Genomic DNA, 20,580 nt, shown 5'->3' with positions numbered 1-20,580 from the left:
CCGAAGATCGCACCCTTTCATTGAAGGCCCCGCCATGCTGGATTCCTCCGCCGCCCCCGAAGTCCGCGTTTGCGCCGCCGCTGAGCTTGTCAATGGCGGCCTGGGCGTCAAGGTGCCGGTGACCGACGGCGCGGGCCAGACCACCGCCTTCTTCGTCCGCTACCAGGACCGCGTGCACGGCTACCTGAACCGTTGCGCGCACGTCGGCGTTGAACTCGACTGGGAAGGCAGTTTCTTCACCCGCGCGGGCGACCTGATCATGTGCGCCCGCCACGGCGCGACGTATCAGCCCGACACCGGCCTGTGCGTGGGCGGCCCCTGTAAGAATGGCCGGCTGACCGTGCTGACGGTGGACGAACGCGACGGCAGCGTCTTCTGGCAGCCGACGGGCAAGATTCGCCCGCGGGACGAGGCTGCTGCCTAAAACCGGCTTGGCCCTGTGGCCACCCCGACCCTGGCCGGCTTGGCTCTGGCCGCCCCGGCCCTGGCCGGCTTGGCCCTGACCGCCCCGGCCAAGGCCGGTTTGGCCCTGACCGACCGGACGAACCCCGCCGATCCGGCAAGCCCGGGCAACTTCCTCTACGCGCTCGCCACCGCCACCTGCTCCGGCTGCTGGCGTTCCGCATAACGGCGCGCCAGCACCGCGCACACCATCAGCTGCATCTGGTGAAAGATCATCAGCGGCAACACCACCACGCCCATCTGCGACGTGCCAAACAGCACCGTCGCCAGCGGAATGCCGGAAGCCAATGACTTCTTCGATCCGCAGAACACCAGCGTGATCTCGTTTTCCTTGGACAGCCCCAGCTTGCGGCTGCCCCAGGTGGTGATCAGCAGCACCGAGCCCAGCAGCAAGGCGTTCACCAGCACCATCGTGGCCAGATCAATTGCCGGAAACGCGTGCCAGATGCCCTGCGCCACGGCTTCACTGAAGGCCGTGTAAACCGCCAGCAGAATCGAACTGCGATCCACCTTGGACAGGGTCCGGCTATTGCGTTGCGCCCACGCGCCAATCCACGGCCGCAACAAGCTGCCCACCGCGAACGGCAACAGCAGCTGCAACAGAATGCGGCCCGCGTCGGCCAGCCCATGGCCGCCCCCCTGGCGATGCAGCAGCACCGCCACCAGCAACGGCGTCAGCACGGTACCCAACAGGTTCGACGCGGTCGCCGCGCAGATCGCGCCCGGCACGTTGCCGCGCGCCATTGACGTGAACGCAATGGACGACTGCACCGTCGACGACAAGGTGCACACGAACAGCACGCCCAGCCACAGCGACGGCGTCAGCAGCCCCGGAAACAGCGCCCGCAGGCCCAGCCCCAAGGCCGGAAACAACAAAAAGGTGCAAGCCAGAATCAGCGCGTGCAAGCGCACATCCTTCACGCCCGCCACGATGGCGTCGGTGGACAGGCGCGCGCCGTGCAGAAAGAACAGCAGCGAAATGGCGACGTTGCTGGCCACCATCATGAACGACGCCCCCTTGCCCACGGCCGGGAAAAAGCTGGCGAAGGCCACGGTGGCGATCAGGATCAGGGTGAATTGGTCGGGCAAAAAGCGGCGCATAGCAAAGGCGATTCCAGAAAAGTTACCGCGAACTATAGGCGTGCCTCTTGCCATCGTGAAGGCCACTGATTACTTTAACTGTCATCGGAATATCCAATGACCAGGCAACGCCGCCATGCTCAACCCTTTGTGGCTCAAGACCTTCCAGGCCGCCGCCGCCGCGCCCAGTTTCACCGAGGCCGCGCGGCGCCTGGGCCTGACCCAGCCCACCGTCAGCGAACACATCCGGCAGCTGGAGCAGGCCGTCAACCGCCGGCTGTTCCTGCGCGACACGCATTCGCTGACGCTGACCAGCGACGGCCGCAGCCTGCTGGTGCACGCCGACATCATCCTGGATGCGCATGAGCGCGCCGAACGCCTGTTCGATGCGCCCCGGTTGCGCGGCCGGGTTCGCCTGGGCACCTCTGATGACTTGGCCATGGGGCCGCTGCCTGATGTGCTGGCGGCGTTCCGGCTGGCGCATCCCGAAGTCGAGCTGGACCTGACCATCGGCGTCACCAGTGAGCTCTACAAGCTGCTGGACGACGATGGGCTGGACGTGATGATTGGCAAACGCCGCCGCGGCGACCGCCGGGGCCAGACGCTGCATAAGGAAGCGCTGCTATGGCGCGCCAAGGACGGCCTGCGCATTGCGCCGGATGAGCCGCTGCCGCTGATCCTGCTGCGCGAACCCAGCGTGACGCGCACGCTGACGCTGGATGCGCTGGCACGCGCCGGCCGCAGTTGGCAGATCGTGTGTACCAGCACCAGCTACGCGGGCTGCCAGGCGGCCGCCCGCGCGGGGCTGGGCATCACGGTGCAGCCGTCGCACTTATCCACGGCGGGGCTGGCCGCACCCGCCGCCAGCGCCCAACTGCCCGCGCTGCCGCAAGTGGAATTCATCGTCATCTCGGCCCCCGCGCCCAACAAGCCCACGCGCGCCCTGACCGAGATTCTGATGCGCAGCACGCTGACCTGAACCGCCCTCGCCTATTGCGCCGCGGGGCGCGTATGCCGCACGCTGCCTTCCAGCGGCTGCGGCTGCTTCAACAGGTTCAAAATCGGGCACCACTGCTCCACCGCTTCATGCACGGCGCGCACCGCCGCGTCATCCGCTGGCGACACGATGTGCGCGGTGTAGCGGATATTGTGCGGAAAGAACGGCACCTTCTCGAACCCCGGCTTGCCGCCACGCGGGTCCAGATCGCCCTCGATCTCCACTTCCAACGACTCCAGCGGCAGTTCAAGCTCGGCCGCCTTGATCAGAAAGATATGCGTCAGGCAACTGCCCAACGACCCCAACAACAGCTCCGGCGAGCTCGGCCCCAAGTCGTAGCCCGCGAAATCGGCAGGGCTGTCACTGACCACCTGATGATCGCGAATGCGGATGCGCCGCACGCCGCTGCGCCCTTCCGCGCTGACGTGGGCGCGCAGTTTCACGGGCTCCACGGTTTGGGGATCGCGCCCATTGCGCACCAGTACGGCCGCGCGTTTCTGACCCAGGTATTCGTTCAACGTACTCATCGTGCAACCCTCGCTTGTAGTGAGAAAAGTGCAGAGAAATCGTGGCGCAAACTCGTGACGCAAACTCGTGACGCCAACTTGTGGCGCCCAATCGTGGTGCCCAATCGTGGTGCCCTTTAAGGCAGCCGCCGGTCAGGCAAGGCGATGGGCGTGTCGTCCATCGCCTGCAATAGATCGCCCAGGCCTCGGGCGGACGCACCCTCCATCCGGCCGCCCGGGCCGCAGACGTTGTCGGCGCTGGTCCAGGCGGGCGCCGCGCCTGGCAAGCGGCGCGCGCGCAGCCAACCGCGCCGGTCCACCATGAACTGCGCGCCGGCGAGCGCATCCACGTTGGCCCCAGCAGCCTGCGTATCTGCGTTGGCGCCAGCAGCCAGCGCATCTGCGCTCAAACCAGCGGCCAACGCATAGGCGTCCCACGCCCCCGCGCCAGACGCGACGCAATCAGCGTTGACGTCACTCGCCGACCCCCGCGTCAATGCCACCGTCAGCACACGCGGGTCTTGGGGTTCTTCCGGCGCGCCGGGCGCCACTGCCACCACGCGCAGCGGCAAGCCGCGCAGTCCGCGTAGATCTTGCGCGCGTCCGTCACGGCATGTCAGCGGCACGACGGGTGCGGGGATGGCCGGCATGCCCACGCCGCCACTTGCGCCGTACGCTTGCAAGCGCAGGTAGTCCAGCACCTGCCAAATCTCGTCGTCATGCAACACCGCGTGAAAACCATGCATCGACGCACTCGCGTCGCCCTGCGCCACCTGCCAATGCAAGTCACCTTCCAGCCGGTTATCAAACAGCGCCGCGCCCAGCACGCTGGGCCACACAGGCAGGCTGGCCGCGCGCGGCCCCCGCCCGTCTGCCGCCACGCCATGGCACCCAGCGCAACGCGCCTGGTATAGCCGCCCGCCTTGCAACACGTTGGCCTCCGAGAACGCCAGCGGTGAACGCTGATACGACGTGCGATGCGCCTCGGTCAGCAGCATTTGCGGACGCGGCCAATGCGCGCTTGCGGCCAACACCGCTGCGGCCACCAGCAAACCCACCCGCCAGCGTCGGACAAACAACGCCCACACCAGCAACACCAGCGCCACGCCACTCTGCGCCAACGCCAGCCACAGCTGCCGCCACGTATGCGGGCTGACGGGCAGATCCGGGTCGTAGCGCCACGCGAACGGCCAGTGCGAAATGGCTAACGCAGAAGGCGGTTGCCGCCAGATCACCACGGCGGCGGCAAGCGTCAATAACGCCAGCGCCGCCACCGCCAGCCCCAGCAGCCTCACCACGTTGCATCCAGCCCCAACAAGGCCAGTGCGCGATGGCGCAGTTCCGCCAAACGCGGGTCGCCGCGATGCCTGGGATACGGCAGATCGTTGATGATCTCGTCCTTGATCCGCGCGGGCCGTTCGCTCAGCACAATAATGCGCGACGCCATGAACAGCGCCTCTTCCACATCGTGCGTCACCAGCAAGGCCGTAAAACCCGTGCGCTGCCAAAGCTCGACCAATTCGGATTGCATGGCGATGCGCGTCAGCGAATCCAGCTTGCCCAACGGCTCGTCCAGAATCAGGATGCGCGGATCATTCACCAACGCGCGCGCCAACGCCGCACGCTGCGCCATGCCGCCCGACAACTGATGCGGATACGCCTGGCTGAAGTCCGCCAAGCCCACGCGCTGCAACGCGTCGTCTACCCGGTGACGTTCGGCTTTCAACAAACCGCGCGCCTGCAAGCCCAGCGCCACGTTGTTCCACACGGTGCGCCAGGGGTACAGCGTCGGGTCTTGAAAGACCACGATGCGCGACGGCGATGGCCCATCAATCGGCGCACCGTCAGCCAGCAAGCCGCCTTGCGCCGGCGGCTCCAGCCCAGCCACCAGCCGCAGCAACGTCGACTTGCCGCAGCCGCTGGGGCCCAGCAAGGCCACGAATTCACCGGGCTTGACCTCCAGGTCGATGTTGTCCAGCACCGGCAACGCCGCGCCTTCCAGATCGAAGTGATGATTCACGCCCTGCACGGCCAACGCCGCGCCGCGCGAAACCGCGTGCGGGTTCATCGTCTTTGCCGCCGTCACCGCTGCGCTCACCATTTCACGACTCCTTTCTGCCAGGCCAGAAGACGGTCGCGTCCCAGGAACAGCAAGGTGATCAAACCGGAAAACACCAGCGCCATCACGATGAGCGCGCCATACATATTTGCGTACGACGCCCAGCCCTGCGCCCACGACAAGTACCAGCCCAAGCCCGATTTCACGCCCATCATTTCGGCCGCAACCAGCACCGAGAACGAGGCGCCCAGCCCCATGAACAAGCCCACGAAGACTTGCGGCAACGCGGCGGGAATGGCCACGCGCAGCACCAGGAACCATTCGTTCGCCCCCATGGTGCGCGCCACGTCGTAGTAAGCGCGGTTCACGCCCGCCACGCCCGACCACGTCAGCACAGTCACCGGAAACCACGTCGCCAGCGCGATCAGAAACACAGCGGCCGACCAGCTGGAGGGAAAGAAGAAGAACGCCATCGGCAGCAAGGCGGTAGACGGCACCGGACCCAGAAAGCGCAGCACGGGATGCACCCAATAGCCCAGCCCGCGCGACCAGCCGATGGCCACACCCGTTAAAAATCCGGCGGCCGCGCCCAGCAGAAAGCCATTGGCCAGCAGCCACAGCGAATTCAGCAGGCTGTCTGCAAGCCGCTTGTAGTCGGTCACGTAGACCTCAATCAGCGACTGCGGGGGTGCAAAGAACGGGCTGGGCAGCCACGCCAGTTTCGCCGTGGCGATTTCCCACGCGCCCACGGCAATGGCCAGCGCCAGCAGCCACGGCCCTGCGCGCCGCACGGCCTGCACGGCGCGCGGCTGTTCTGCGCCGGATGCGGCCAACAGCAACAGCAGCACCGCCAGCACCAGCGCCGCCACGCCAAATTCGCGCGTGTAGCCCCAAGACGAAAAGCCCACTTCCACATTCGGCCATGCCAGCGTCACCGCTCCCACGCCCGCCCACAACGCGGCGGCGGCAACGCCGGTCTTCCACAGCCTCCACCCCGGCGCGGCGGCCAGCGCCGCCCCGCGCACGGGCAACGACGCGTCAGCCGAGGACATTGGGCACCACCACTTGTGCGTACTTGTTGATGTCCAGGTTGGCGCTCAGGACTTTGATGGTTTTCAAGTCTTTGGCGTAGCCCACGATTTCCTCGCGCAGCGCCGCACCGGTCGATGCGTGGCCGTGACTATGGCTGCGCAAGATGGCGGCCACGCGTTCGGCGGGCACCTTGCCCGGCACATAGGGCGCGAAGATGCGCGCGGTTTCATCCGGGTTTGATGCCGTCCAGCGCTGTGCATCAATCACCGCACGCGTGATGGCCGCGGCCGACTCCGGGTCCTTGCGCACCAAGTCGCCGCGCAGCCCCAGCACGCAGCAGGTGCGGTTCTCGTAGTCGCCTTCGATGTTGGTGGCAATTTCGCGCAGCTTGTTGTCTTCGCGCAGCGTGTAGATCAAGGGGTCATCGCCCGCAATGGCGTCCACTTCGCCCTTGCGCAGCACCTCGCCGAACAGGTCTTGTGGGTACTGGCGCCAGTCCACGGATTCCGGGTCAATGCCCAACTGCGCCACGCGGATCGCAAAGAAATTCTTCACGGGGCTGGCCTGGTCGGACACGGCCACGCGACGGCCTTTCAGGTCGTTGACGCTCTTGATGGGCGAGTCTTCAGCCGTCAGCAAACGCATGCAACCCCCGTGCGTGCCCACCGCCAGCTTCACGTCAAAGCCTTGCTCCAGCGGTTTAAGCCAGCGCAGCGCCATGCCGATGCCGCCGTCGGCATGGCCCGTGGCAATCGCTTCCAGCAGTTGATCGGTGGACCCGCTGAAATTGATGCGTTCGACCTTCAGGTTGTACTTTTCGAAGAAGCCGCGTTCCAGCGCCACCGACACCGGCGACTGGCACACTGCCGTCTGGCTCCAGGCAATTTTGAACGTTCGGGGCGACGCATCGGCCGCCAGCACGCGTGAACCCAGCATGCCAAGCGGCGCGGCCAATCCCGCAATGCCGGCCGCACGCAACAGCGCGCGGCGTGAAACTCCACGCGACGAATTCGCGCTGGAATGGACGTTCGTATTCATCAACCTTCCTTATGAGCAGACTGTGAATGGCGATGATTGCCATGCGGCATCATCAGCCTGTGCTCAGGCGTTCGACAAATACAAAGTGGGGATAACAATATGGGCCTGATGGCCGCGCAGCGCGCCTCAGGCTAGCGGAATCCCGCGTGGGTGTTGCTTGTGCTTATTCGGGCAAATGGTCCGGCACGCCCTCTTCATCCACGCTTTTCACGCGGTCCAACGCGTTGCGCGCGGCCGACATCGCTTCGATCGCGCTGCGAAAACGCCGGCTGACAAAAATCTCGAAGGGCTGGCCTTCGGGCTTGTCCTCAACCGCTGCGGCATCGGCGTCTTCCTGCTCGACAGCCTCGCCCGGCTTCACCTTGGGCGGCAGGCGCCTCGTCTCCAGAAACGCGCGAGCGGGCGTGCGCCCTTCGGGCTGCGTCGCGTACGCCACCACTGAAAATCCGTTGATCGTCTTCTCTAGCATTGCGGTCCCCAATCGCTGCGGCCAAAAACGGCGCAGCTCATTGTTAGCGACAACGGCCGTCCGGTAGAAAACTTAAGCGCCCAACAAAAAGCCGGGGTTGATGTGAATCAATCCCGGCTTAGTCGTGTGCGGCGCGCGCAACGCACATACAAACGATTTTATTTTGTCGACGTAACCGCCTCCATGCGCACACGCACATAGCCCGCCACCTGTTCCAGCACCGTCGACAAATGCCCGCGCAGAATTTCGAAGCCCGCGTTGCGTTCACGCGTCGCCTCGTCCATGTACAAGGGGCGGCGAATCTCCACTTGCAGGCTGTGCCGGTTCAGCGCGGGCTGGCCGATCTGCGCGATCAGTTGCACGCCCTTGTAGGGATCATTGCGCGCCACCGTGTAGCCCAGGTCACGCAGGGCTTTTTCGATCAGTGCGATGAACTCTGGCTCGCACGTGGTGCCATCACGATCACCCAAGACGAAGTCGGCAAGCGGATGTTCGCTGTGCCGGCCCAGACGCTCGTAGGCGTCGTTCGGCATGGAATGCAGATTCAAGTGCCAGACCGCGCCAAAGCGCTGTTCGACACGGCTGATCGCTTGCGACAAGGCCGCGTGATAAGGCTCGTAATAAGCCTGAATGCGATGGCGCACTTCGGCCAGGCTCAGCTTGCGGTCGTAAATGGGCGTGGCCTTGTCCATCCGGCGCCAGATCAGCCCCTTGCCCAGACGCGTCTTCTCGCCCGGGTCCAGGGGGTGGGGCCAGGGCTCGGCCAACAACTCCGGGTCCAGATCCTGCAACGTGCGGTTGGGGTCGATGTAGACACGCGGAAAGTTCGCCGCAATCAGCGTCGCGCCCAGCGCGGGGGCCGCCGACCACAACGCGTCCACGTGCGTGTCTTCGCCTTGGCGCAGTTGCGCCTGCGTCGCGGCTGCCCCGAAATCATCGGGATAGCGTTCGCCGCTGTGCGGCGAATCACAGACCAGCGGCAAGGCGGGTCCTTCGGGTTCATGCACGGATACCGCGTTGAAATCGGCGTGTGTCATCGTCAATCAGCCTGAATGTTGGCGGCCTTGGCCACCTTGGCGTAACGGGCCAGGGCCTGTTCGATCTGGACCTGGAATTCTTGGGGCGTCGTGGGCATCAGCGTACCACCCACGTCCTCGGCCTTCTTGCGGAATTCCGGGTCTTGCATCGCGGCGCGCACGGCTTGGTTCAAGCGGTCGATGACAGCAGTCGGCGTGCCAGCCGGGGCCACCAGACCGAACCAGCCGCCCGTGCCCATGTCGGGGTAACCCAGCTCAATGTAAGTGGGCACATCCGGCAGCAACGGCGAACGTTCGGCGCCCAACACAGCCAGCGCGCGCAGCTTGCCGCCCAGCACTTGCGGCAAGGTCGACGACAGGTTGTCGGTGATCGCATCCACCTGGCCGCCCATCACATCATTCAATGCCGGGCCTGCGCCGCGATACGGCACATGCAGCAGCTTGATGCCCGACAGCATCATGAAGTTCTCAATGTTCACGTGTCCCAGCGAACCGATACCGGGCGACGCGAAGCTGTAGCGGTCGGCGGGTGCGCTCTTGGACAGCGCCACGAATTCGGCCATGTTCTTGGCGGGCAGATTCGGGTTGATGGCAAACACGCTGGGCACGGCCAGCACATTCGCCACGGGCGCGAAATCCTTGATGGGGTCGTAATTCATCTTGCGGTACACGGCCGGGTTCGAGCCGTGCGTGCTCATCGTGGCCATGCCGATCGTGTAGCCGTCGGGGGTCGACCGCGCCACCTGCTCCATGCCCATGGAGCCGCCTGCGCCCGCCTTGTTCTCGACCACGATGGTCTGCTTCAAGTCGCGGCCGGCGTATTCCGCCACCAGGCGGGCAACGATATCGGTCGATCCGCCCGCGGCAAACGGCACCACCAGCTTGATGGGGCGCTCGGGATAACCGGCGGCATGCGCGATGCCGGCAAAGGACAACGTGGCGAACATGCCGGCAAGCGCGCAACGCGCGGACCGGCCAAACAGGCGGCGAGACATGGAGCAACTCCGAAGGTGAGGTCGTTCGCGGGTCTGCGAACACGGCCGCCAGTGTCCGAACTTTACGGTCTGCTTTCAAACGACTATATTGCACGCCTTCATTACCAACGGTCATGCTAGATGCGGCTGCATTCGCCCTCCATGTCCGAGCTGCATGCCTTCATCACGGCGGCACGCTTGGGCAGCTTTACGCAAGCCGCGCAGACGCTGTGCGTCACGCAGGGCGCGATCAGCCGCGCCATCGCCCGCCTGGAAGCGCATTTCGGCCAGCCGTTGATGCATCGAAACGCGCACGGGCTGACCCTGACCGAGATGGGCCAACGGCTATACGACGGCGCGCAAGCGCCCTTGCAGGCCATCGAAACGCTCAGCACCGAATTGCGCGCCGACGACCGCCGGCTGCGCCTGACCTTGTCCACGGTGCCCACGCTGGCCAGCGCCTGGCTCGTGCCTCATCTGCCCGATTTTCATCGGCGCCATCCAGACATTCAGCTGAGTTTTGCGGCCTACCGCCGCAACGAGGACTTCTCCGGCGCAACGCCCGACGCCAGCATTCTGTCTGGCACGCCGGAGCAATGGCCGGGCTGGGATGCCGACTACGTGATCGGCCGCGAGATGGTCGTGATCTGCCACCCCGATCGTCTGGCCTTGCGTCAGACTCAAGGGCTGTGGAGCACGCCCCACGGTTTGCTGGGCGAGCCGCTGCTGTATCACACGAATGGCATGGGCAATTGGGCGCAGTGGTTCACCGCGGCGGGCGTGCCGCGGGATGCCGTGACCTTGTCCAATGGGTTCGATCAGGTGTCCATCCTGATTCGGGCGGTGATGGCCGATATGGGCATCGCCGTCCTGCAACGCTGCCTGGTGCGCGATGAGCTTCAGGCCGGCCGTGTCGCCGCCCCGTTCCCCGATCTGCCGATTCGGCTGAGCCGCGGCTACCACCTGTGCGCACCCACGCAGCGGCGAGACCACTACGCGCTGGCCTGCTTTCGCCAATGGCTGCTGCAAACGGCCAGCGCGGACCCTGACGTGGTGGCGGCGGGTCAAGCCGAATAGCAACGTCTGGTCATATTAAGAAACTTTCAGTTTCTGCCTTTGACGGCTAGATAATTCCAAATGAAACGGGCCTCTTTTCAGAGGCCCGCTTGTAATGCGACGGAAAGCGACCGAAAACCGCCCTAAAGCGATCAGGGTGCGAGCTTGAATCCGAGATCCACGCCCCACTTATCGGTCTCGCGCAACCACTTTGCCCCGCAACTTAGGCACCGAAAGTGGTCTTCACGGCTTTCTTCCCGCCCTTTTTGGGTCGGATTGGTGAAACCTTGATGTCCCAGGTGCGAATGCGGGGCCACGCCCGAAAGTCCCGGGTTAATGCGTTGGCAAGCCAAGCACATAACGCTCATTGATGCTTCCCCACAAACAGTGTTGCCAAATTGTAAGGGATTTCACCAATATTTTTCTATCAATTTATGTCAATCAAACAACAATAATTGTTAATACGGCAATTAAACAACGATTGGTAACGCCGCCAGGCAGGTCGCCAAATGGTAAGGCGAGGTCGAAGGCATATCGCTGCGCACCACCGCACCGGTGCCGTCCAGGCACTCGTACCAGCCGCCGGGGTGCAGGAAATTGGCCCGGAAAGCCGCCAAGCCAGACGCCAACGCAGGCAGATCGCCCACCACGGCCAGCGCGCGCAAGTATTCTGTTTGGGCCCAGATACGGCGGGTGTCATCCACCATCGCCCCCGACTCATCCAACGACGCCAACACGCCAGGCCCGCCCACATCCACGCCATGAAGGCGCGACCATTGCATGGCGCGCGGCAAGGTTTCAACCAGATCCAGCCCTTCGAAAACCTGGGCGGCGCCTTGCACCAATGACAACCATTCGAATTGATGTCCTGGCTCCAGCCGGTTATCGGCAGTGCCTTGCAACGCTTCCGAAATGCACTGCGTGGGGGCATGCACGAAGAACTGGCTCATGCCTTGCGCCAGGCTGCGCAGATGCTGAGCAAACAACGCCGGCTCCGCAACTTGAGCGGCAGCCAGATACGCTTCGGTCAAATGCATCATGGGATTCTGCGCAGGCGGGCGCAGCGGCTGGGCTAAATCGGGGCTGAGCGCAGCATGGTAAAGCCCATCCTGCGTCTTGAAGCGCGACTCGATCGTCGAGGCCGTTGCCAGCATGAGCTTGCGCGCATCGGCGTTGCGGCTGCGCTGAAAGTACGCAGCGCAGGCCAGCACGATGAACGCGTGCGTATAAAGATCCTGGGTGTCATCGAGCGGAAGCGCTTGGGCGTCCACGCTGTAGCGCCAGCCCCCGTGTTCGCTACGGAACACACGGCGCAACGATTCGAACAGGCGATCCGCATGCTGACCCGCGGCCGCGCCCGGCGCTTGCGCAAACACATACAGCTGACGCGCGCAGGCCATCGCGCGATAACGCGCGGGCGGCAAGGGTTCGCCGCTTGCGCCATCCAGCGATTCAAATGGGAGACCGAGTGCGCTATTGAAGCCCTGCCCCATCCACATGGGCAGGATGACAGAGGCGTAATGCTCGCGCAGCGCGCGGATATGCTCCGTCAGAGAGAGATTGGTCTGTGCGGCAGTCATCTTGGAACGACGCATACCCAAAAAGGGCCCCAGGTTTTGGAGCAGCAACGATAACCGAAATTTTCGTCGCAAATTTTTGAGTATTCTCCGAAGCGTCATGCACACACAGACCGGTTCAACCGATCAGCTCCGTCAAGGGAAGTACGCCCTATCGGAAGATGTTTTCCTCGACCCAGTTCTGCGCGAATATTTCCGCGCGATCACGTGCTTCGTCCAAGGAAGCGCAGTTGCCCAAGTGGGAAAACGCGGCATCCACTTCGGTGCCGCCCTCGGCCGTTACCGTCAGCAAAACGCCATATCCGCCGGTATCCATGGCCGCTGTGGAAACGTCGATCAGAACTTCCTGGTCACGATGCTGCATGTGCTACCTCCCAGTCGGTTACCTAAACGCGTGAACCACGCGTGACGTGGCGGGATCAAATTCCCGCGTAAACAAATAGACCTGAAAGCGTCACGCAAGTTCATCTTACTGGCGACCCGATGTGCGCGATACGTCCGGAGGATGCCAATTGCCACATTCCGTCTCAGGAGATTCCCGTACTGCGCAAGATTTACCCGCAAATACGCGACATACAGCGAAAAAATTCGCAAGATATGCAGCAAACCGGCACGTCTTGATGCAAGACGCAGCGAGCCAAGTGGGATATCGGGGACCGCAGCGATGGTGACGATAGGCCAGCGAATGCTGGCCCTGTGATCGCTTAGCGCACGTGAATGGCGCCCGGTTCTTCCATGCGCAGGGCGAGTTTGCCCTTTTCAGTGATCTGCCAATGGCCATCGGCGCTGGCCACAATGCAGCGCAGCGTCACGAGCGCCTGCGAAACCTCGGCAGGCACTTCAGCGGGTGCGGCGCCCGGTTCGTCTTGGTCGGCAACCGCCCGAAGCCAATGACCCAGTTCGCCCTTCTGGAAACGATGCAATGCCATGCGTGACTCTCTCTTCAATTGCGAAACGATAGCACGACGAGGCAAGTCTCTATCCGCCCATCCGCGCATGGGCCCGCTACGACGGACGCAGCACCAGCGGCCGCTTGAAGCGCGAGGCCACAGCAGACAGCACCACGCTCACACCGATCAACGAGAGGCCCAACGCCAGATCAGCCGAAATGCGTTCATGGAAAACCACTGACGACACAATGAGCCCGATCACCGGCACGCACAGCATCGCGATGGACGTTGCGACCGGCGGCATCTTTTGCGTCATGCCCAGTACCACGATGAACGTCAACGCGGTGGCAAGCGGCCCCGTGTACAAGATGATGGGCCAGGCGTCCGGCACCGTCAGGAACGTGGGCGCACCGTCGCGCATCCAGGCCAGCGCCGCCAGCGGCACCGTTGCAATTGCCGTCTGCCACGGAATCATGTCTGCCCCCAATCGCACATGACGATTGCCGCGCAACTGGATGATGTTGCACGCCCAGGCGAATGACGCGCCCAACAGCATGACCAATCCGATCACCGTGTGCGCCTGCCACGGGCTGAAGGCAGGTGCAACGATCACGCCAATACCCGCATAGCTCAACGCGGTGGCCAGCCATTGCCCGGCCGACAACCGTTCTTTCAAAATCAGCGCCGACAGCGGAATCACCCATATCGACGTCGCATAGGCAATCACCGACGCGCGACCCGGCGCCACATATTGCAAGGCCCACAGCGCCAACGCGGTGAACGCGCCCATCTGCAGCAGCGCCACCCCCGCCACCAATGGCCATTCCTGGCGCGTGGGCAGACGCAAGCGGCCCATCACGCCCAGCACCAGCACACTGATCAAGGCAGCAGACCCGAACCGGCTGGCGGCCAGCCAGAGCGGACTCATGTGCGCCAGCCCAAGCTTCATGACGGGCCAATTGCCGCCCCAGATCATGACCGCACCCACCAGGGGCAAGAACTTGCGCAACGTGCTTTGCTGACTCATTACTGCTCGATGACTGCTGGATTATTCTGCGCTTTGGCCGATTAGCCAAAGGAAGGAATAGTCTATAGGGTAAACCCCAGCATATTTCACCTCAATTCACTTCGATACACTGCACGCACAGCACGAATGCACTGTCTATTCAAAGCCCTTAGGTGACTTATGCCGGAAATCAACCTGGATGCCACTGACATCCGAATTCTTAACGAACTGCAGCGCGATGCGCGTCTGACCAATGTCGAGCTCGCCGCGCGGGTCAATCTGTCGGCCTCGCCATGCCTGGCGCGCGTGCGCCGGCTGGAAACCGAAGGGCTGATTGATCGCCGCGTCACCTTGCTGAATGCGCGCAAGCTGGGCCTGAAGGTCAACGTGTTCATCCAGATCTCGCTGGACAAACAGCGCAAGGCCGCGCTGGATGTCTTCGAACGCGAAATTGCCGTCCTGCCCGAAATCATGGAGTGCTATTTGATGTCGGGCGATGCCGACTATCTGATCCGCGCGCTGGTGCCGGATGTCGATGCGCTGGAACGCTTGATCGTCGAACACATCACGCGTATCCCGGGCGTGGCCAGTATCCGCTCAAGCTTTGCGCTCAAGCAGGTGCTCTACACCACCGCCGTTCCGCTCGCCTGAAGATACCGCGCGACGCTTTCAGAAACTTGCGGGATCACGGCCGCGCCCGCACAATGAATCCGTCGGTGCGCACTTGCGCGCCGGCGTCCCTCCCATCGCTTAGCAAGGAGCAAACCATGCCCGAAACAGAATGGTTCCCCGGTGGCACGCTACCCGATCGTCAGGGCTACTTTGAAGTGGAATTCGACACAGGCGAAACTGAAATCACGCGCTACGGCATGCTGGGTTGGGAACCCGAGCAAGACCGCGGCCACATCGTGCGTTGGCGCGGCCTGGACCCGAACATCGAAGAAGCCGAAATGCAACGCGAAAGCGCCGTCCGCAATAACGGCGATACCCTGCTCGGCTAAACCAGCCACCCACAAAAAAACGCCGCGGAAAACTCTCCGCGGCGTTTTGCTTGGGGGTGACCGATTAACCGATTACCAGTTCAACTTCGAAATCTTGGTACCGGCCAACGACACGCCCGCCATCAGGCCACCGTTGTTCATCACGAAACCGACCACCGGCTGCTGCGCCGTGTTGGTGTCGATGCGGCCATTGGCGCCGATATTCACGACAGCCACTGTCGCATCCGCGCCCACGGTCCAGCCGCTGCTGTTGCGGAACTTGTTCAGGGAATCATCCGTCATGAACAACAGCACCATGGCCTTGGATTGCGCGCCAGCCTGGAAGCCAATCGAACCCGCCGTCGTGCTGTAGTAGCCGGCATTGGAGCCGCCCACCCGCAAGACGCCATTGCCGTGTTCAGCGCCCACGATGAAGCTGCCGCTCAACACGTCAGGAAAGACCAGGACGCCCTTGGCGCGCGCCACCAATTCCTTGGATTGCGGCGATGCTTCGTAGAGCTTGGAGAGGGTCGCGTTCGCAGCGCTGTTCATTGACTCGCGCTTGTCAGTCGCTGTTGCGGTGGACTTGGGGCTGGTGGTGGTGCAACCCGCAAACAGCAGGCCTGCCACACCGATAGTCGCTGCCGCTAGACCAACACGACGCAGGACAGGAAAAGTATCAAACATGGAACTCTCCTTTATTGTTGTCATCCGGTACCAATGTACCGGCCAAACTCTACCGCGCATGGCACACGATTGTGATAAACGAAACAAAACCTACCTGATGTCGCCCCCATTAAAGTGAGCCATCTCCAGAACCCATGCGCCTGACCGAGGAAAAACAGCGGTGGCGGCTCAGCAACATTTGGTAGGGCAATTACCTGGGCCAGCCACGGGCGCCAATCATGGCGTAGCTACAGAATGCCGTACCGCGGCTCGCCCGTTGCAGCGTCTACGGAGACGATGCCGGACAAGACCAGGTCGGCATGGCGCCGGGCGACGGCCGCATCTGCAAACGTCACGAATCTGGGCAAGGACCAGCGTTGTTGAAAATCGCCATTGCCCGTACGGCTCACCGTGACGACGATGGCCAACACGCCAGCATCCAAGCTGACGATTTCGCATCCCACTTGAAATCCATCGATATGGCGTTGCGGGCACGCGTTCATGCTTGCGCTCCTGAAATCTGAGTATCCGGGCGCAATATGCCAAAAAAAAAACCGCTTGAAAAGCAATGCTTTTAGCGGGTAATCAGGCACTAACTCGTCTAGTACACATGCATCTTGCAGACATCAAAATCGGCCTGAATTCAGGCACTTTTGGCCGATTTTTCAATCGCAGTCAAAAACCCTGCGCATCTCCCATCGGCCGAATCCACTTCGACTCCCACAAGCCTTCGCCTCTTTCCAGCGCCGCACCCAGTTCTTTTTTGCGTCGCTGGGCAACCGCAGCAAGCAGCGCGTTGCAGACCGAAAACGCCGCGGTGTAGGAATCAAACGGCGACGCGCTGGAACATCGCGCGATCAACACGTGATGCGCCGACGCAGCGGCCGGCGCCGACGGCGCATCGGTCACCAACAGCACCTTGCCGCCCCGCTCGCGGAACACCTTCACCGCGTTGGCAGTGGCGATTGAATAGCGCCTGAACGTGAACGCCAACAATACATCGTTGTCGTCCACCCAAAGCAACTCGTCTTCCAAAAACATCGGGCTTGCGCCCCCCATGTGCCGCACGGACGGCAAGCACAGGTTCAGGTACAGCGCCGCGTGGCTCGCCAGCGGCGCCGCTTGCCGCAGACCCAGGACGTGGACGCGCGCCTTGCGCTGGGTCAACACACGCACCGCCGCCTCAAACGCCGCTACGTCAATCGATGCGAACGTCTCTTGCAGATTGTGCTGGTCATGCAGCAATGCGTTGTGCAGGCAGGCCCTGGCCGACAAGTTGTCTGCGCCCACCGCATCCGCGCGTTCGCCCGGCGAGGCCAGACGTGCCGTGACTTCAGAGCGCGCCTCCATCTGCGCCTGCGGATAGCTGTCATACCCCAGCTTGGCCAGCAAGCGCACCACCGTTGACGCACTCGTGCCCACCCGCTTGGCCAATGCCGTGGCGGATTCCAGCAGGCTTTGCGGATAGCGGGCCTGCATTTCCTCGACCAGCAGGCACTCCGTCTTGCTGAGTTTCTTGCCGTAGCTGGCGATGCGTTGGTTCAGATTCATGGTAGCGGCAACATAGCGCTGCAACAGGACAAAAGACGAACCTAGGTGATAACCCTAAATTCCACAAAATTCATTGCATCTTATATTTCATTCTGCAATGCGTATTGCAAGATAGTCCAAACAGATTGCCATCACAAGAGAGTTTCATGAAGCACCCCATCGCGGCGCCCTCGCTGGCTCGCCGTAGCCTCGTCCTTGCCGGCCTAGGCGCCGCCCTGCTGCCCCTGGCCGCGCGCGCCAATGCCTACCCATCGCGTCCCATTACGCTGGTTGTGCCGTTTCCTGCCGGCGGTTCGGTGGACCTGATCGGCCGCATCTACGCCGAGGCATTGGGCAAGGCGCTGGGCACCACCATCATCATTGAAAACCGCGACGGCGCAGGCGGCGCCATCGGCAGCCAACGCGTCGCCCGCGCCAAACCCGACGGCTACACGCTGGTTGCGTCGTCGCAAAGCTCGCACCTGGCCAACCCGCTGATGCGCAACGATTTGGGCTACGACCCGATCAAAGACTTCACATCGATTTCGCAGTTGTCCCGCACGCCCAATGTGCTGGTCACCAACATCGACGTTCCGGCCAAGACGTTCGCGGAATTCGTCGCTTTGCTGAAAGCGCGCCCCGACGAACTGCACTTTGCCACCGCCGGCATCGGCAGCATGGGGCAGCTCAACGCCGAGCTGATGAAAAACACCGTGCAGGTGCAGGCCATGCACGTGCCGTACCGCGGCGGCGCGCCGCTGATCAATGCCCTGCTGTCCAACCAGGCGCAATTTGCGCTGGACAACCTGGCGCCGTTCCTGCCGCATATCCAGGTAGGCAAAATGCGTGCACTGGCGGTGGCTGCACCCAAACGCCTGGACGCGCTGCCCGATGTGCCCACCTTCGCAGAACTGGGCTATCCGGTATTGAACTCCATGTCGTGGATTGGCCTGGCCGCCCCCGCCGGCACACCCGACGACATCATCCAAAAACTGCTGGCCGCCGTGCGCTCGGTGGCCCGCCAGGACGGCATGCCGCAAGCGTTGGAAAAGGCTGGCGCCCTGCCCCCCGAAGACCAGACCCCGCAACAGTTCACCTCCATGATGTCCGAACGGTTGGCCTTGTATAAAGACCTGATCGACCGCGCCGGCATCCGCCCAGAATAGGCCCCATCCCATGCAAAATCCTGCTTTTGAACCCGACACCGCGCCGCTTGAAGTCTTGCCGCGCGACCTCTCCGCCTACCGCGAAGGCAACACCGGCATTCCGTACGTGCACCGCTTCGAGTCCGGCGTGCCAGGCCCCCACGTGCTGATCAACGCCATCACGCATGGCAATGAGATCTGTGGCATGGTCGCCGCCACGCACCTGCTGGACACGGGCGTGCGGCCGAAGATCGGCACACTGACTGTCAGCTTTGCGCACGTTGAAGCCTACGAGGCCTTCGACATCAACCAGCCTTATGAAAACCGCCAACTGGTTCACAACCTGAACCGCATCTGGTCCGCCGCCATGCTGGACGGCGCCGAAGACAGCCCCGAGCTGCAACGCGCGCGTGAATTGCGCCCGGTGCTGGACGCCGCCGATTTCGTGCTGGACATTCACTCTACCCGTGCGCCGGTGCAGCCCTTCTGGGTCTATAACGAGATGGACCGCAACACGGCGCTTGCCGCAGCCGTCGGCGCGCCGCTAGTGCACCTGGTCATGCCACAGCACAAGTTCCCTGGCACGGGCGTCATGGGCTACGGTCACCACGGTGATCCCGACTCCGATAGCGGCGGCGCGCTGGTGGTGGAATGCGGCCAGCACTTCGCGAAGTCTGCGGCCGACCTTGCCACCGACGTCACCCTGCGCTTCCTGGCTCACACGGGCCTGATCGACACGCCCGCCGATGCCGTACCGCCTCCCGCTCCGCAGCGCTACCGCCTGCTGGAAGTGCACATGGTGAAGTCCGAAGACTTCCGCTTCACGCGCCCTGTCATCGGTTTCGAGACCTTCAACAAAGACGAGCTGATCGCCATGAACGGCACCGAAGAAATTCGTTCGCCGTGCGACAACTGCACGATCTTCATGCCCACGCGCATGCCGATCGTGGGCCGCGAAGCCGTCTACCTGACCGTGGCAATCTAAGCCGTCAGCGTCCAGCCGGTTCCGCCAGCAAGCGTTCGTACACTTCTCGTGCGTTCGCAAAGCCCTGGGCCTGGAGCCGGCTGACATACGCATCCGACACCGGATGCAGCGCCACCTTCCACCGTTGAAGCAACGCTGCGTCCGGACGCAAAATCACTTTGCCCGGCGCCTGTGCGCCATCGTGAAAGGGCTGGTCCCATTGATTCCATAGCGGCCCGAAACGCGCCACCAGCCCATCGCCAGACAGGCTGTCGATCGCTTGCCTCACATCCGCAGGCAACGCGTCAAAGCGCGACTGCTTCATCACAATGAAGAAGGCAGAGGCATAGAACGGCACCGCCGTATGCCGCGTCATTTCGTCGTTGAAGCCCGCAATGGGCGTGCCCCAGTTCGTGACGATGCCGTCCAATTGATGGGCGCGTAGCGCGGGAATGATCTCGTCGGGTTGCAGCAACTTCGGAACGGCGCCCACATGCTCAAGCATCATTGCGACCGTGGCGTTGGGCGCACGCAGGCGCAAGCCCTTCAAGTCGGCAGGCTCAGTCACAAGCGTGGCCTTGGTGTGAACCAGCCCCGGGTTGTGCACAAATAGCGCCAGCACTTTGAAGCCCTGGTATTCCTCGGCAAGCACGCCCTCTTGATACAGCCGCCACAGCGCTTTGGAACCGCTGCCCGCGTCCGCCACCACGAACGGCAATTCGACGATGGCGCTGCGTGGAAAGCGGTCGCCTTCCGCGCCGCGCAACCCAAGCGCAATATCCACTTCCCCGCTTTGCACCTGACTGGCCTGCTTGCGCACGTTACCCAACGGCGAACTGGCGTTCAGCACCTCTACCTGCACCTTGCCGCCCGTCTTGCGTTCCAGCTCGCGCGCCCAGGGCTCCACCAGGTCCACCTGGAAAAAGCTGTTGGCCCCAAGAAAGTGAGACATCTTGAGCCGGACGGTATCCGCCTGCACTGACATCCCGGCAAGCGCCAGCAGGATGAAAGCGCCCCAGCGCCAGCCTTGAATCGAACCCCGCATGATCATCAACCCCGTGTCATTTCCCAGGCCCCTGCCCAGGTCAATTCAACGGAGTGTGCTCAGGATC

Annotated in this window: 25 protein-coding genes; 7 read left to right on the top strand and 18 right to left on the bottom strand. The window is 63.0% G+C overall.

From position 1 onward, the window contains the following. The first annotated feature begins 34 nt into the window (after positions 1-34). Entirely contained in the window at positions 35-424 is a 390-nt protein-coding gene (locus tag HV765_RS12510; RefSeq protein ID WP_175169859.1) for a Rieske (2Fe-2S) protein, read from the top strand. 155 nt (positions 425-579) lie between these two features. Here the strand turns inward: HV765_RS12510 and HV765_RS12505 are convergent, their stop codons facing one another. Then, entirely contained in the window at positions 580-1,563 is a 984-nt protein-coding gene (locus HV765_RS12505) for a bile acid:sodium symporter family protein (RefSeq protein ID WP_175169858.1), read from the bottom strand. 115 nt (positions 1,564-1,678) lie between these two features. On the opposite strand from HV765_RS12505, the gene HV765_RS12500 reads away from it, so the two are divergent. Then, a complete protein-coding gene (locus HV765_RS12500) occupies positions 1,679-2,521 on the top strand; it encodes a LysR family transcriptional regulator (protein ID WP_054422292.1) in 843 nt (280 codons plus the stop codon). Between the two features lie 11 nt (positions 2,522-2,532). Here HV765_RS12500 and HV765_RS12495 read toward each other — a convergent pair whose 3' ends face one another. The 8 genes from HV765_RS12495 to HV765_RS12460 all read right to left on the bottom strand — a co-directional run bounded on the left by HV765_RS12495 (position 2,533) and on the right by HV765_RS12460 (position 9,675). Further along, a complete protein-coding gene (locus HV765_RS12495; protein ID WP_054422293.1) occupies positions 2,533-3,066 on the bottom strand; it encodes an OsmC family protein in 534 nt (177 codons plus the stop codon). Positions 3,067-3,182: 116 nt separating this feature from the next. Further along, positions 3,183-4,343 carry a c-type cytochrome gene (locus tag HV765_RS12490; RefSeq protein WP_254600548.1) on the bottom strand — a complete coding sequence of 387 codons (1,161 nt, stop codon included), beginning with the start codon at positions 4,341-4,343 and terminating at the stop codon, positions 3,183-3,185. Next, entirely contained in the window at positions 4,337-5,146 is an 810-nt protein-coding gene (locus HV765_RS12485; protein ID WP_175169857.1) for an ABC transporter ATP-binding protein, read from the bottom strand. The genes HV765_RS12490 and HV765_RS12485 overlap by 7 nt, the downstream gene beginning before the upstream one ends. Then, positions 5,140-6,156: an ABC transporter permease gene (locus HV765_RS12480; RefSeq protein ID WP_054422296.1), complete on the bottom strand. Its 1,017-nt coding sequence runs from the start codon at positions 6,154-6,156 to the stop codon at positions 5,140-5,142. The genes HV765_RS12485 and HV765_RS12480 overlap by 7 nt, the downstream gene beginning before the upstream one ends. Next, complete coding sequence (locus tag HV765_RS12475; RefSeq protein WP_054422297.1) at positions 6,143-7,174, bottom strand: ABC transporter substrate-binding protein; 1,032 nt, start codon at positions 7,172-7,174, stop codon at positions 6,143-6,145. Before HV765_RS12475 ends, HV765_RS12480 begins: the two co-directional genes overlap by 14 nt. Positions 7,175-7,337: 163 nt before the next feature. Beyond that, the gene (locus tag HV765_RS12470; RefSeq protein WP_175169856.1) at positions 7,338-7,643 is read right to left on the bottom strand and encodes a hypothetical protein; all 306 of its coding nucleotides are present in this window, start codon (positions 7,641-7,643) and stop codon (positions 7,338-7,340) included. A gap of 158 nt (positions 7,644-7,801) precedes the next feature. After that, positions 7,802-8,680, bottom strand: coding sequence for an N-formylglutamate amidohydrolase (locus tag HV765_RS12465; RefSeq protein ID WP_054422299.1), 879 nt, complete (start codon positions 8,678-8,680; stop codon positions 7,802-7,804). Between the two features lie 2 nt (positions 8,681-8,682). Further along, positions 8,683-9,675: a Bug family tripartite tricarboxylate transporter substrate binding protein gene (locus HV765_RS12460; RefSeq protein WP_054422300.1), complete on the bottom strand. Its 993-nt coding sequence runs from the start codon at positions 9,673-9,675 to the stop codon at positions 8,683-8,685. A gap of 120 nt (positions 9,676-9,795) precedes the next feature. Between HV765_RS12460 and HV765_RS12455 the strand changes: the two genes are divergently transcribed. Further along, positions 9,796-10,731, top strand: a complete 936-nt coding sequence (locus tag HV765_RS12455; protein ID WP_054422301.1) for a LysR substrate-binding domain-containing protein — start codon at positions 9,796-9,798, stop codon at positions 10,729-10,731. A 131-nt stretch (positions 10,732-10,862) separates the two neighbouring features. On the opposite strand, the gene HV765_RS32120 is transcribed toward HV765_RS12455, so the two are convergent. The 5 genes from HV765_RS32120 to HV765_RS12435 all read right to left on the bottom strand — a co-directional run bounded on the left by HV765_RS32120 (position 10,863) and on the right by HV765_RS12435 (position 14,204). Beyond that, positions 10,863-11,078, bottom strand: coding sequence for a hypothetical protein (locus tag HV765_RS32120; protein ID WP_082386981.1), 216 nt, complete (start codon positions 11,076-11,078; stop codon positions 10,863-10,865). A 102-nt stretch (positions 11,079-11,180) separates the two neighbouring features. Next, complete coding sequence (locus tag HV765_RS12450; protein WP_054422302.1) at positions 11,181-12,290, bottom strand: AGE family epimerase/isomerase; 1,110 nt, start codon at positions 12,288-12,290, stop codon at positions 11,181-11,183. A 148-nt stretch (positions 12,291-12,438) separates the two neighbouring features. Beyond that, positions 12,439-12,651 carry a hypothetical protein gene (locus tag HV765_RS12445; RefSeq protein WP_006218759.1) on the bottom strand — a complete coding sequence of 71 codons (213 nt, stop codon included), beginning with the start codon at positions 12,649-12,651 and terminating at the stop codon, positions 12,439-12,441. Between the two features lie 340 nt (positions 12,652-12,991). Beyond that, entirely contained in the window at positions 12,992-13,216 is a 225-nt protein-coding gene (locus HV765_RS12440; protein WP_175169855.1) for a hypothetical protein, read from the bottom strand. A gap of 76 nt (positions 13,217-13,292) precedes the next feature. Next, positions 13,293-14,204 (bottom strand): DMT family transporter, encoded by a 912-nt coding sequence (locus HV765_RS12435; protein WP_054422304.1) that lies wholly within the window; start codon positions 14,202-14,204, stop codon positions 13,293-13,295. 159 nt (positions 14,205-14,363) lie between these two features. Between HV765_RS12435 and HV765_RS12430 the strand changes: the two genes are divergently transcribed. Together HV765_RS12430 and HV765_RS12425 are read left to right on the top strand one after the other, a co-directional pair. Next, positions 14,364-14,834, top strand: coding sequence for an Lrp/AsnC family transcriptional regulator (locus tag HV765_RS12430; RefSeq protein WP_006226939.1), 471 nt, complete (start codon positions 14,364-14,366; stop codon positions 14,832-14,834). A gap of 116 nt (positions 14,835-14,950) precedes the next feature. Next, complete coding sequence (locus HV765_RS12425) at positions 14,951-15,184, top strand: hypothetical protein (RefSeq protein ID WP_054422305.1); 234 nt, start codon at positions 14,951-14,953, stop codon at positions 15,182-15,184. A 72-nt stretch (positions 15,185-15,256) separates the two neighbouring features. Here the strand turns inward: HV765_RS12425 and HV765_RS12420 are convergent, their stop codons facing one another. The 3 genes from HV765_RS12420 to HV765_RS12410 all read right to left on the bottom strand — a co-directional run bounded on the left by HV765_RS12420 (position 15,257) and on the right by HV765_RS12410 (position 17,380). Next, positions 15,257-15,850, bottom strand: coding sequence for a BPSL1445 family SYLF domain-containing lipoprotein (locus HV765_RS12420; RefSeq protein ID WP_054422306.1), 594 nt, complete (start codon positions 15,848-15,850; stop codon positions 15,257-15,259). A 227-nt stretch (positions 15,851-16,077) separates the two neighbouring features. After that, a complete protein-coding gene (locus HV765_RS12415; protein ID WP_054422307.1) occupies positions 16,078-16,332 on the bottom strand; it encodes a hypothetical protein in 255 nt (84 codons plus the stop codon). Positions 16,333-16,504: 172 nt separating this feature from the next. Then, entirely contained in the window at positions 16,505-17,380 is an 876-nt protein-coding gene (locus tag HV765_RS12410) for a MurR/RpiR family transcriptional regulator (protein WP_175169854.1), read from the bottom strand. 146 nt (positions 17,381-17,526) lie between these two features. Between HV765_RS12410 and HV765_RS12405 the strand changes: the two genes are divergently transcribed. Beyond that, entirely contained in the window at positions 17,527-18,525 is a 999-nt protein-coding gene (locus HV765_RS12405; RefSeq protein WP_054422308.1) for a Bug family tripartite tricarboxylate transporter substrate binding protein, read from the top strand. A gap of 10 nt (positions 18,526-18,535) precedes the next feature. Continuing rightward, the gene (locus tag HV765_RS12400; RefSeq protein ID WP_175169853.1) at positions 18,536-19,489 is read left to right on the top strand and encodes a M14 family metallopeptidase; all 954 of its coding nucleotides are present in this window, start codon (positions 18,536-18,538) and stop codon (positions 19,487-19,489) included. A 4-nt stretch (positions 19,490-19,493) separates the two neighbouring features. Here HV765_RS12400 and HV765_RS12395 read toward each other — a convergent pair whose 3' ends face one another. After that, positions 19,494-20,513, bottom strand: coding sequence for a TRAP transporter substrate-binding protein (locus HV765_RS12395; protein ID WP_175169852.1), 1,020 nt, complete (start codon positions 20,511-20,513; stop codon positions 19,494-19,496). Positions 20,514-20,580: the final 67 nt, after the last annotated feature.

The sequence above is a fragment of the Achromobacter kerstersii genome, assembly GCF_902859595.1.
Taxonomy (GTDB): Bacteria; Pseudomonadota; Gammaproteobacteria; order Burkholderiales; family Burkholderiaceae_B; genus Achromobacter; species Achromobacter kerstersii.
The sequence above is the reverse complement of the archived record's forward strand: the minus strand, read 5'-3'. Positions and strand labels throughout refer to the sequence as shown.